At 51.8% G+C, this 12,646-nt stretch carries 11 protein-coding genes; all 11 read right to left on the bottom strand.

What is annotated here, in order from left to right; all coding sequences use genetic code 11:
- Positions 1-19: 19 nt before the first annotated feature.
- Entirely contained in the window at positions 20-676 is a 657-nt protein-coding gene (locus HPY71_15775; GenBank protein ID NPV54946.1) for a cyclase family protein, read from the bottom strand.
- A gap of 29 nt (positions 677-705) precedes the next feature.
- Entirely contained in the window at positions 706-1,698 is a 993-nt protein-coding gene (locus HPY71_15780) for a hydroxyacid dehydrogenase (protein NPV54947.1), read from the bottom strand.
- 86 nt (positions 1,699-1,784) lie between these two features.
- Positions 1,785-2,600 carry an IclR family transcriptional regulator gene (locus HPY71_15785; GenBank protein ID NPV54948.1) on the bottom strand — a complete coding sequence of 272 codons (816 nt, stop codon included), beginning with the start codon at positions 2,598-2,600 and terminating at the stop codon, positions 1,785-1,787.
- An 87-nt stretch (positions 2,601-2,687) separates the two neighbouring features.
- Positions 2,688-3,596, bottom strand: coding sequence for an NAD(P)-dependent oxidoreductase (locus HPY71_15790; GenBank protein ID NPV54949.1), 909 nt, complete (start codon positions 3,594-3,596; stop codon positions 2,688-2,690).
- Positions 3,597-3,762: 166 nt separating this feature from the next.
- Entirely contained in the window at positions 3,763-4,650 is an 888-nt protein-coding gene (locus tag HPY71_15795) for a hypothetical protein (GenBank protein NPV54950.1), read from the bottom strand.
- 187 nt (positions 4,651-4,837) lie between these two features.
- The gene (locus tag HPY71_15800; protein ID NPV54951.1) at positions 4,838-6,361 is read right to left on the bottom strand and encodes a tripartite tricarboxylate transporter permease; all 1,524 of its coding nucleotides are present in this window, start codon (positions 6,359-6,361) and stop codon (positions 4,838-4,840) included.
- Positions 6,362-6,378: 17 nt separating this feature from the next.
- Positions 6,379-6,906 (bottom strand): tripartite tricarboxylate transporter TctB family protein, encoded by a 528-nt coding sequence (locus tag HPY71_15805; protein NPV54952.1) that lies wholly within the window; start codon positions 6,904-6,906, stop codon positions 6,379-6,381.
- 142 nt (positions 6,907-7,048) lie between these two features.
- A complete protein-coding gene (locus tag HPY71_15810; GenBank protein ID NPV54953.1) occupies positions 7,049-8,068 on the bottom strand; it encodes a tripartite tricarboxylate transporter substrate binding protein in 1,020 nt (339 codons plus the stop codon).
- Between the two features lie 583 nt (positions 8,069-8,651).
- A complete protein-coding gene (locus tag HPY71_15815; protein NPV54954.1) occupies positions 8,652-9,431 on the bottom strand; it encodes a hypothetical protein in 780 nt (259 codons plus the stop codon).
- Positions 9,432-9,689: 258 nt separating this feature from the next.
- Positions 9,690-10,397, bottom strand: coding sequence for a GntR family transcriptional regulator (locus HPY71_15820; protein NPV54955.1), 708 nt, complete (start codon positions 10,395-10,397; stop codon positions 9,690-9,692).
- A gap of 401 nt (positions 10,398-10,798) precedes the next feature.
- The gene (locus HPY71_15825; GenBank protein NPV54956.1) at positions 10,799-12,643 is read right to left on the bottom strand and encodes a hypothetical protein; all 1,845 of its coding nucleotides are present in this window, start codon (positions 12,641-12,643) and stop codon (positions 10,799-10,801) included.
- Positions 12,644-12,646 lie beyond the last annotated feature (3 nt).

The raw sequence follows: 12,646 nt of genomic DNA on the forward strand, positions 1-12,646 counted from the left end.
GATATGTCTTGTAGAGCCTCTACCTTTCCTCGATCGCAATAGCCCTAACGGGGGAGCTATCGAGGCCCTTAATCTTGAGTGGAAGCGCTATAAAATAACATTGCTTCTTCCTTAGCTCGTTCATATTCCCAAGGACTTCTATCAAAAGCACATCCTTGCTCAAAAGCACATCATGTGCCTCGCGCGCGGCTCCCTTGCCATCCCCCGTGCAGAACGATGTATCAAAGCCGAACATCTTGACCTTCTTATCAACAAGCCACTTGGCCGCCTCGAGCGTTAGGTAATGGCGCTCGGCCGGCACCGAGGGCTCAGGACGCTTGCGCGCCAGGTTGCGCAAGAGCACGACCTCTGTCTCGCCGATGACGTCACCTATCGCGGCCTCAAAGACTGCAGGGGTTATCGGCTGGTGATAATCTGGAAAGTCGATATCCACCACCGCGGCCCTGCCCATATAGTGGGTGACGTCTAGATCCGTAACATCCTTCCATTCCGCCACGAAATGCGAGGGGGCCTCGACGTGAGTACCGATATGGCTCATGGTATCGATCTCGAACATATAGGTATCATCGGCTTCTATGGTTTTCCGCCGTATCTCCATACGCCGCTTTTCCTGGCCTGGCACGACCATAACTGAGAGATCAACTACCCTGTATTTTGCCAAGTCTATGTTAAACATCTACCTGCCTCCTAAATACCTATAAGTATCTATGGGACATGCCTGGTCTGTTCATTCCACCCCTTAAATACCTGGGGGTTGACCACAAATTGCGGCCTCTTGCCAAGGAGCACATCCCTGACTCCCTCCGCCGCCCCCGTGGCCATCCTGATAACCGCCTCCTGCGTAAGGGCTCCCGAATGAGGTGTGAGGATCACGTTATCCAGTTTGAGCAACGGGTTATCGGGGTCAGGTGGCTCTTTTTCGAAGACATCCAGCGCCGCCCCGGCGATCCGCCGGTTGGTCAGGGCATCTATAAGAGCAGCCTCCTCAACGGCCCCACCGCGCGCAGCATTTATCAAAAATGCGGTTGGCTTCATAAGGGCAAGCTCACGTCCTCCGATGAGATTGCGCGTCTCATCCGTCAGAGGGAGGTGCAATGATACAAAATCGGATTCTCTTAAGAGCTCGTCAAGGTCGTTGCACGGGGTGGCACCTATCTCAGAGATTTTCTCCGCTGGGACGTACGGGTCGTATGCCAGGACTCTCATATCAAAGGCTGCCATACACTTCTTACAGAGCAGCCCCCCGATGCGCCCGACCCCAACTATTCCTAATGTCTTTCCATTGATATCGACCGCCCGGTATTCATTGCGAACGCCAAAATTGTCCTCACGCGTAGCTTTATCATAAGGCAGCAACACCTTAGCGAGGGCACCCATAAACATGATGACATGCTCAACTACGGAGACTGCGTTTGCATTAGGTGTATATACCACGGGGATGCCCCTGGACGTAGCTGCTTCGACATCTATGTTATCGACGCCAACGCCGTGACGCGCTATGACCTCGAGGTCTCTCGCTTTGTCAATTACCTCCGCCGGGAATGGCGCGGTCCGCACGATGGCGCCGTGGGCCCCATCTATCTCCCTCAACAGGGTTGGAATAGATGGATCTGAAGCAACCTTAACATCAAAATATGGCTCAAGAACCTCGACGCCGCTTTCATGAATGGGTTGGACTATTAGAACCTTTTTTTTCATATTCTTTTCCAATGCTCCCATCGTAGTTGTGTGCTGCTGTGCCAGGTGACCCGTCCACAATAGCCCGCGATAGTTCCCAATAACCGCTAATAATCGCTATAGAACCCCATGACATGGGATATGCTATTCGCTGTCTCCCGTAACCGCACAGAGGCCTCTTTAAGTTCTTCGAGACTTATGTGAATCTCAAATGCGCTGAGGCTTACGCTCGCGATTATCCTCCTCGCACCATCCCTAATGGGGGCAGCGACGCAGTTGACGCCCGGTATATGTTCCTCGATATCCCACGCCAGTCCCTCATGGCGGACCTTTTCGAGTTCCTTCTTCAGCTCCTCGAGGGTGGAGATGGTCTTCTCGGTGTATTTCTTCAGGCCCCTAGTGTTTACTACACTCTCCAATTCCGCATCATCCAGCTCCGATATCAGGATCTTGCCAACACCTGTAGCATGAGCCGGTAACCTTCTACCTATATGGAAATACGTCCTTGGGACCTTCTCGCTTTCAAACCTTGCGATAGAGATTACTTCGCCCTGCTCGTATACGGCAAGGTTAACGTTTGCGGCGCGATACTCTCGCGATAAAGCCTCAAGGTAAGGCATGGACTGCCTTCTTATCTCCATGGCATTAAGGGCGACCCTGCTGAGCTGGAGGACCTTTAGTGTGAGCTGGAACTTATTTGTAGACGGGTCCTGGGAGATGTAGCCTGCCTTTTCCATCGTCATCAGGAGCCTGAAAGCCATATTAGAGTTAATCCCTAGTTTATTGCATACCTCAGTGACGCCGATCTGCGGCCCATTCTCCCAGAAGCAGTCCAGTATCTGAAATGCCCTTTCAACTGTCTTTACCGTGTACTTATCTATGTCTTTTATGTCCTTATCCAGATCAATTGCCTGTTCCAACACAAAGCCTTCCTCCCATGATATTTCGAGCATGGTCGCCCTGAGCTGCATTTCTACTTGTTATTTCCCATTTGTTTCTTCTCACTTGCCTTACTTGCTTCGCTTACGCACCTCTACCCCGGCGACCTGCTCAAATACTTTAATAATAGCGGATGCATCCTGCCGCCCGAGCCCCATCGCATTGGCCCACAAGAACACTTCGCGCGCGACAGCGCTCGTGAAGAGCGGCACATTTAACTCCTTGCCCGTCATCAAACAGATGTTAAGATCTTTGATCTGTATATCCAGAGCCCCCCTCGTGGAGAAATCCCCCTCCAGAATCGTGGGCATCTTGTCCTCAAACATCCAGCAGTTGCCCGCGCTCTTCCTGATGACCTCATACATGATCTCAGGATCGGCCCCTGCCTTGGTGCCGAGGACCATGGCCTCGCCGATGGCAACGAGGTGGACTGAAACGAGGAGCTGATTTGCAGCCTTCACGACCTGCCCGATTCCAATCTCATTGCCGACCTTAATGGTGTTAGACCCAACTGCAAAAAGCGCGTCCTTGCAGGCCTCAAAGACATCATCGGACCCGGCGACCATCATGGTCAACGTGCCTGCCGCCGCGCCTCTCGCCCCGCCGCTTACAGGCGAGTCAAGGACGTTTACGCCCTTCGCTGCCGCGGCCTCAGCCACCTTTTTGATCTCCGATGGAGCAATCGTGCTCGTAACGATCAGGGTGCTACCCGGCTTCATCCCGGCCAGGACTCCGTCATCTCCGAAAGTGCACGATTCAACCTGGGGGAAATTGAGAACCATCACGAATATTATATCAGATTTGGCTCCCACTTCCCTGGGGCTTGCTGCCCCACTCGCGCCGAGGCCTTTCAGCTCCTCCACGGGCTCCAGCCTGATATCATAGACTGTTAGGGGGAACCCTGCCTTCAAGAGATTTTTGGCCATCGATTTACCCATCGAGCCAAGGCCAATGAAGCCTATATTCTCTTTTATACTCATAGGGTCTACCTCGCGCTCCCCTCTTTCAGGCCCGGTACGGGGGTATTATGTCCAATTGGCATACCCCGCCGCGATGCCTCTTAATTTACTCGTGTATGTTTTCACCGCCAACAATACATAGTGCCAACGTGCATAGCGTTATTAAATAAATGAAATGGCTCCGGACCTATTTGAACGAGTCTATCACAGCCTGGATTTCGACATCCGAGAGCTTGATATATTCCCCGCCGCGAACCGCTGTGTCATCGAACATCTTTACCGTCCAGATATCAAACTCAGGATCATCCGTAAAGACGAACGTCTCGGTGCTGGGGCGGATCACGACATCGGGATTGAATTTCCAGGAGATATCAAATACCTCCTCGGGGTGGGCGAGGGAGTATGTGATCTTCCCGCGATACTCGTTACCGACCTTATAAACGCACGGAGTCGCGTTGCAGATCGTCCACCCGATCTCCTTCATGGCCTGGCGGGCGAATATGTCGAACACCTTAGGGTCGAAATTGATCTCGGTATTGGTGTGGAAGTGCGAGATACCTTCCTTTTCCATATTCTCCAGGAGGTAGACCATCTTCTTCCATTGCCTACTATTCTTTATCCAGTTCAAGATCTCCTCTTCTTCATAAGGCCCCACACACTTGAATTCAAACTGTTTGAACCACTCATCCATATAGGACTTGCCCCACCAGATGAGGTTCTTCCCGCCTTCGCCCTGCGCGGGATCCATCGGCTTCAGCACCACATCACTGCTATACTTCCAGAACCAGTCGACCAGCGGCATGAAGCCTCTTGATCCAGGGTGTATGCCGTGAAGGGCTGCCCTCCCGGGGCCCGGTCCAACATGGTCGATCTCACGATCCAGGATGAGCCCGTTCGCCTCGAGGTTAGCCTCGACAATGGGCTGGAGGCACCTGTAATCAACCTGGTTATCAACAAAGGCGTGGGCGTGATACACGGGCTCATCGGGGTTCTTCCACAGCTTGATGATTCCTTGCCAGTGGGGCGACTTGAAATAATCACCTATCTCCTTGACAATCGACTCGCGGCTTCGCATTTCTGCATTACCTCCATTTTTGCACCCTATTTTGACCCTATTTTGCTCCTTATGTAGCTACCTATAGCTACCTCGATATAGCTATCTGGGATAGCTATATTCAACGCCTGGAATCAAACATCGCAGATTCTAATTGCAGATTCTGGTTGTAATCTGAATACGGCATTGCGACCCAGCTCCAACCCACTCAGGCTTCGGCATTTGCGTGGCCGAACCTACGCCTTACAGCTTCGATGATTCTACCCGTCACCTTCGTCTGGCTCAATATGGCGTAAAGGATCAAAATATCTATGGCGATCGAAAGTGGCCTCGTGAAGAAGGGTAACAGGCTCCCGTTCGATGCAAGTAACGTGCGCCGGAAATTCGTGTCGGCAAGGGGACCTAAAATTATCCCCAGCACAGTTGGTGCAACGGGGTACTTCATCCTGTCCATGAAATATCCTATTATACCGAAAGCGAACATCACATAGAGATCGAACATATTGATATTTAACGCATAACTACCAATGACTGACAGGACTGCCACGATTGGCATCAGCATAAAGGCAGGGACTTGAAGCACCTTAGGCGCGACCTTGCAGATCAACCACCCAAAGAACCTCATGGTGAATGCCGCCAGTAGCAGCAGTGCACTCATATAGGAAATAAACGTCGGGAACTCGAATGTCAGCATGGGACCTGGCCGAATTCCGTGAAGCCAAAGTGCCCCGAGGAGAACTGCAGTCGGTGCGCTTCCCGGGATAGCGAGGCTCAATAGGGGGATAAGGGCCCCACCTATAGCGGAATTATTACCAGTCTCGGGTGCCACCACGCCCTCATAGTCGCCCTTCCCGAATCTCTCAGGGTGTTTGCTGCTCCTGCGGGCTAGATCATACGACATCCATGCCGCTACATCTTCGCCGACCCCCGGGATCGCGCCAATCCAGACGCCAAGGAGGCCTGATCTCAGTATCGTCGCGAGGTATCTCCTCAAGAGCATCATAACCGATGCGCCGCCCTTACCGACGCTCGCTACCCTGGCAGCCGCGTTTACCTTAGCCAATTCCGAAAGTATGCTGGGAATGCCAAACATCCCAATCATCGCCGGTACGAAAGCGAGGCCGCCCATGAGGCCAACGCTCCCGAAGGTGTAACGCGGGTACCCGTGAATCCCCTCTAATCCTACACATGATGCTGCAAGGCCGATGAACCCCGCTATCCATCCCTTTAGGGGGATGCCTTGTGCCGTCAGGGAGCCACAGATCATAACACCAAAGACAGCCAGTAGGAAGAATTCCGGGGATGTAAAATCCAGTGCGATTCTCTGTAAGAGCGGCGTGAAGCCCGCAAGGCAAACCATGCCAAACAACGTCCCCAGGAAAGAAGCGATAGTTGCCAGGCCTAGCGCTGTCCCACCCTCACCCTTCAAGGCCAGCGGGTGCCCGTCAAGCACTGTTGCTGCGGCGGACCCGGTACCAGGTATCCCAATCAAGACAGCCGATATAGATCCTCCGTAGATGGCTCCGACATAGATTCCCATCAGGACCACCAGGGCTGCGTCGGTCGACATCCCATATGTAAGCCCTGTTAAGAGGGCTATACCCATAGTGGCCGTCAGCCCGGGGAGGGCGCCGATAATTATGCCTGCTGTGGTGCTCACGGAGAGTAAAAGAATATTCTGCAGGGTTATTAGCTTCAAAAGCTCAGTGAATAGTGTTATTATCGCCGTCATACGGTTGCTTCACCCCCCTACGGTAACGGTATCCTGGCGAATTTCGAAAAACCATAGCCGACCGCAACAGCCACCAAGACGGAGATTATCGCTATCTTCACGAGCGACGTCTTCCTGTCCCGGAAGATGGCCATGGTTGCAAACAAGAATATGAAGGTCGCGACCTCATATCGAATACGGCCCAGCATACCGAAGATATAAAGCACGATTAATGCAAGGGCGATAATCAGCCTCTGGAATTCCTTCCCTCTGAAATATGCGGCCGCTCCCCTTAAATCCTCTCTTATAATACCACCGGATTCTAAGAGCCCGACCCGGAAAAGTAGCACAGCCTCCAGCATGATGATGATCCCCACAAACGCAGGGAAAATGCCCGGGGCGGTATACATCCCCGCACGCGTTCCTGTGTACCGGACAAACTCTGCAACCGGCATCTTCAAGGCGCCTATAAGGAAGAGAAGTCCGAAGATGAACAAGAATACGCTCGTTACCAGATCGGCTTTTCGAAGCTTCCTGACATCCTCTTTATTCCCCACATTCTCCATGATGCCACCTCGCCTCATGTTTCTTTCGGGGTGCATTAAGGTCGATAAACCGGCCAGCTGGACTAGACAAGACCACCAGACCATTAGGAGAAGGCGACCGAGGTCGATTGTGAGGCCCCGGTCGCCCCCTGTGGCAGCCTCACTAAGGTCTAGGTATGTTGAACTCTTCAGGTGATTTCTGCGCGAATCCCGCATCATATAGAGTCCACGAGAAGACCGAGTCAAGCTGCTTCTGTAAGCTCTTCACCTTATCACCGTGTAGTCCGAACAATTTAAAGCCCATATTCTTCGCAACATCAACAACCTCTTTGGATTTCATTGCTTTATCAAATGCGGCATGGTAAGCAGCTTTGATATCTTCAGGCGTATCATTTGGTAAAGCAATCCCGACCCACTGCATAATGATAGGAAGCTTTTTGAAATCGGGATAGAAGTCGGCGATCGATGGAATATGCCCGTAACCTTCCAGGTCGGCACCTTCCCTCTCGATGATCGCAAGTGGACGCAGCTTCTTGGCAAGGATGTATTCCCTCTGCTCTGCAAGGGCGGTCAGGACGCAATCAACCTCATTGGAAAGCGCTGCGACCTGCGACGGGTGACTCCCCTCATAAGGTAGACGGTGGAACTTGACCCCTGCAGCCTCCTGGACCTGGATGAGCTTCAAGCTCCAGACGCTACCGGCCTGCGAGGCTGCTGCCTTTATGGTCTTTTTCTTAGCCGCATCGATGAGGTCCTGGAATGTCTTATAGGGTGATGACGCAGGCACTGATATGACGCCAGGGCTCCCCATTATCATGAAGAGATCCCATACTGATGATGGTTTGTCAAAGACCCCGAGGACCGCCACGCCGTGGACCGTCTCAGATACCCCAAGAATCGTGTAGCCATCGCGTTTCTGGTTCCAGACATGGTTGGCGGCGACACCGCCTGAACCCCCGAGCATGTTCACGACCTGAAATGGAACACCCATCTCCTTCTGGAGTGCCTGGGCTATCGCACGATTTGAAAGGTCTGTGGCCCCGCCCGCGCCGGCCCAGCATACAATCGTTACCGGACGGGTCGGTTTCCACGTCGCTGCGGAGGCAATGCCGAAGGCTGCAAGTATTAAGTCAACACAGATAAACAATCCGAACACAACTTTCTGATTAACGCTTCTGAACAATTTGCCACTCCTCCTATCCGGGTTATTGATAGCTAGTACCCCACGCTGTGCCGGTTTGACATGGCACACTCCGGCAGTCTATCCACTTCTAGCCCCACCTACCACCCCCTTAAGGACGCGAATATAAAGCTCAAACTGCTGCCATCCACGCTTCCAAGTGATCCCCATGGGAAATGTCTACAAAGGTTCTATATCCCACGAAAGATTACCTATAACTCTTATATATAACTCTCGTCATTTCGAGATAATATTTCTATAAGTATTATAAAATTCCTGCCAAAAAGGTAAAAAAATTAAGGGGCATTTAATTAATCGATCCTATCCCAGCATCCACTGTTGACCCGCTCCTACTGCCCCAAGATATCTACCATAGGATTCACTCTATATCATCTCTTTGCGATCAACTCCGGGTCATCCAACCCGATGACGGACGCCCGACCTGGCGCATTCAGCCCTTCAAACACCCGAACACCTGAAGCTATAATTTATACTCTTCTAGACCCCAAAGTCGCCCCCGTGCAAGCTTAACAGAGACGACCTAGCCCGCTCGCTAACTGCCGGCTCACTTCCATCGCCGGCACCCCTACCTCCCCAAGATCTGCTCTATATCTGCCACTTGCTTTGAAGCTATATCGACTATCATGTTTATATCACTGGAGTAGGCTATAAGCCTCATGCCGGCCCCAACCCACTCCTTCACATCCTCCAGATTGAAGAGGTGCATGCCGGGAGCCACGCCGTATTTGTTGCAGACCTCAATCAGACGCCTGTAGGCTGCAACCATCTTGGGGTGCTTTATCTGGCCGGGAATGCCGTATGACTGCGACATGTCATTCGGCCCGATGAAAGCGGCATCAACCCCCTGGATGTTCACCAGCTCATCCAGGTGTTCTATCGCACGCTCGCTCTCTATCTGGATGACTACAAGGGCTTCCTCGTTTGCGTGCCCCGTGTATTCAACGGTATCCACCTTCCTGTAGTCGCTGTGGAGGCGCCTCAAGGCGCACCCCCGCTCACCAAGCGGGTAATACCGCGTCTCCCTTACGATAGCCTCGACCTCTTCCCTCGTTTCAACCTGCGGGACCAGAATCCCGTCCGACCCCGCATCCAGCGGGCGGGAGAGCGAGCACCGCTCCATGCCTGGCGTCCTCACAATGGATTGGATGCCGGCCGCCCTGCATGCCAGGATCATATCCTGGACTGTCTCCATATTGAACGCTGAATGCTCCATGTCTATGAATATAAACTGGTATCCCGCCGTCGCCATCATCTGCGCGATGGCTGGAGTCCTCACCTCCGATACCATCGTCCCGATTACAACCTCGCCGTTTCTAAGCGCCTGCTTGATCTTGTTCTCACGCATATGATATAGCCCCCTTGATTATGCGTGCGTAGCCGTATCTCATAGCTTCTATTACCTCCAAGGCCTCCACGCCGCCTGAGGCAGCAACCACTAGAGGATAAAAGTGACCTTTTTAAAGTCACTTTATAGAGTCATCTATAACCTATATCCGCCTCTGCCTGCTTGCACCCGCCTATAGACAACCCCACCATTATTGTCATTGATCTATTATGATATTGAAAGGTATCGAAGGGTTCCCAACCCAATTCTCCGGGCGACTCACAAATGAGCCGCTGGTGCCCTTCTCTTCCCCGCCTCTCTCATCTTCAGGAACTCAACCAGGGCATTAGCCGGGCGATTGGTATGCTCCATGAGGATCCTCTCTGCAGTATCCGGATCACCATCGCGGATAGCCTTTATGATCCCTCTGTGCTCGGCCAAGGATACCTCCGGTTTACCCTTTAAAACCGTGCCTAGGGCCCTATAATACTTACACTGCTCCCAGAGGTTTGTAAGGATCTGGGCAAGCTTATCGTTATCGGCCGCCTCAAATAGGGCAAAATGAAACTCGTCATTCTTTTCCTGGAAGAGTCCGTCCTCCCCGCGTTTCATCAAGACCTCAGCCTCCTCCACGATTCGCTCCAGCTCCTTGATCTGATTCTCAGTTATATTGAGGCAGGCCTTCCGGATGGCGAACGCCTCCAGCACCCGGCGAATCTCATATATCCTCTCGATGTCCTCTGGCGAGAGATCGGCGACCACCGCCTCTTTATGCGGTGAGGAGAAGACAAACCCCTCTGCCTCCAGGCGCTTCAGCGCCTCACGCACGGGCATGCGGCTCACGCCCATCTCCTCTGCGATCTGCAAAGCCACCAGCTTCTGCCCGGGTTCCAGCCTGCCCTCGAGAATGGCTTGCTTCAACCTGTTATACACCACGGAGGAAAGCGTATTGTAAGATTCTAATTTACCCAATCCAAGCCAGCTCACAGTATCCTGATCCTCCTGCTGAATTCTGACCGGGTTGACTGGGGAAACCGGTCGAATCCTGAAAATTGGGTGGATAATCGGATAAGTGGAGACTAATGATAGAGTAGTTATATTAATAGTCGGATTCCGGGATATTGTATCCAATATGTTAGATGCTGTATTTCTATAACAGTATTATACGACGCCATAGGACAAATTCCTGCCATAAAATCCAAAACAGAGAAGAAATAAAAACAGCGCCATATCACTGGTAGACTACGGCGCCATCCTTCCCTGGCTCATCACACCATCTATGATCTATATTACACATCATCCACACTGATCTTGCGGTGCTCACCCTTCTTTCCCCACATCCCGGCTCCCACACCATATCCTGACTATATCCTGCACCGAAATGCCCCTCATTCATCATCTGGCCCCGGGACCATAACCTTGCCTCCGAAAAAGCGGATCAGCTCATTGATCTCATTTCGCCCGGACCAAAGATAACCCCTCTTCCAGATCAGGTTTATGGCTTCCTTGGTAAATCCCCCAGTTGACACAAACCACAATATTACATCGGCAAGCTGCTTCTCCGCTTTGATCGCTGCCGCAGCAGCCTCCAATTTCTCTACTTCCTGCTTTCCCATGGGCCGAGTGCGATTCTTGCACTCAGCAACCCATGCGGACATCCCGGCGACAGTCCTATATACCGCAATGGCATCCACCTGGTACTCCCGCTCTGATTCTGCCTTCACCACGGTATCGTACGCCTGGATGATCACGGGGAGAACGAATTCCCCCTCCCGGCCAAACAACCGCCCATCCACCTTCTGCCCGTGAAACTTATAGAGCAGGTTTTCAACCTGTAATTCAAGATATCTGCCTTTAGATAGGTCCTCCGTTACTGGAATTCTAACTTGTTTTCTATCAACATCTTCTACATACTTACCATATACCTGATAAATATACCGGGCGAGCATCTTATCAGTGAGTCCCCGGTAGGAATAAGGGCCAACCCTTTCCACCAGATCTGCCTCACTGAGCTTCTGAAGCTTGCGCGCAACCACCTCAGGAGTGATCCCCAGGCTGTTTGCGATTTCCATCTCTTCAACTGTCCTACCTTGGTACTTGAGAAGATAATATATTATCCTTTTACCGATCCCGGGGTCAGGGTCATCATTTATAGTATTCTCGTAGTTCATAAAATGAGTGGACCAGAATCCTCCAATCACGCCGTTCTGAAGTTCCCACTCCACCGCGGCCTCTATCTCGCTTCTGGTGGCGAAGGTTTCGAAGGGACCCTCAGTATTGGCGACACAGTACACATAATAAGGATGCCCCCCTACTAGCTCACTTAGATAGAGAGCAAGTTCATCAGAGATGGGAATGCCCCTCCCAGCCAGAATAGTCTTGGCGAGCTCTGCTCCATCTGCTATTGACAGGGGGCCGAGTTTTTTCACTGTGAAGCGCCCACCCAGAGGACCTCCCATTACCGTTCGGAATATCATCGTTACGGCAGATCCGCTCACAAGCATAGGCGCATGGGTGCTCTGGCTCATTCGATCGTAAGTTGCCGTCAGGTCCGTGGGCATGTCTCTACCCGGCACGACTGTATTGACATCCTCCGCGTCGTAGATATAAGACTTCATATCTTGAAACTCATCTATTATTACAGCCACCTTCATACCGGTAAGGACTGCTATCCGCTCAGGATACGTTATAGCTTCCTCCCACAGTAGCCGGGCATCCCTGGTATCTTTGTATCTCAGGAACATCTCTATCTGTTCCCTAACTATATCTATTATCCTTATCCGTCCATCGCCATAACTATCACCCTCATCGATGGCTACATCCAGACCGGCTAAATCCTTGAGCTTATACTTGTTAATCACGATGCTAGGATCCTTCAAGATATACCCCATAAAGTACTGGAAGAAGGCCTCAATGTATTCCTCGGTAAACTCCCTCAGAGTAGTCTCCTCGCGCTTTACCTTGAAGTAAAAAGGGACAACCCCGTAATCCCGCCAGAACATAACGTTGACAAGGCGGTCCAGCACTGCTGTCTTTCCCATACGTCTCGGGGATATCAAAGCCTTACTTCGGGAACGCCTGGAAGCTATATTTCTAAACCATTCTTCAAGATAGCGCAGTATATCATCCCTGTCTATGAATTCCTCTGGAGGCATCATTTCAGTCACGGGGTTTATGGGGTGGATCAGCGCAAATTCCTGAGACGGCAAATCCATCACCATCCTCTCTATCACTGC

It is taken from the genome of Bacillota bacterium, from assembly GCA_013178125.1.
GTDB lineage: Bacteria > Bacillota > SHA-98 > Ch115 > JABLXJ01 > JABLXL01.

What these genes read in the sequence shown, in the direction of transcription:
- HPY71_15775 (NPV54946.1), bottom strand. Translation starts at nt 676, where the DNA reads ATGTTTAACATAGACTTGGCAAAATACAGGGTAGTTGATCTCTCAGTT.
- HPY71_15780 (NPV54947.1), bottom strand. Translation starts at nt 1,698, where the DNA reads ATGAAAAAAAAGGTTCTAATAGTCCAACCCATTCATGAAAGCGGCGTC.
- HPY71_15790 (NPV54949.1), bottom strand. Translation starts at nt 3,596, where the DNA reads ATGAGTATAAAAGAGAATATAGGCTTCATTGGCCTTGGCTCGATGGGT.
- HPY71_15795 (NPV54950.1), bottom strand. Translation starts at nt 4,650, where the DNA reads ATGCGAAGCCGCGAGTCGATTGTCAAGGAGATAGGTGATTATTTCAAG.
- HPY71_15800 (NPV54951.1), bottom strand. Translation starts at nt 6,361, where the DNA reads ATGACGGCGATAATAACACTATTCACTGAGCTTTTGAAGCTAATAACC.
- HPY71_15805 (NPV54952.1), bottom strand. Translation starts at nt 6,906, where the DNA reads ATGGAGAATGTGGGGAATAAAGAGGATGTCAGGAAGCTTCGAAAAGCC.
- HPY71_15815 (NPV54954.1), bottom strand. Translation starts at nt 9,431, where the DNA reads ATGCGTGAGAACAAGATCAAGCAGGCGCTTAGAAACGGCGAGGTTGTA.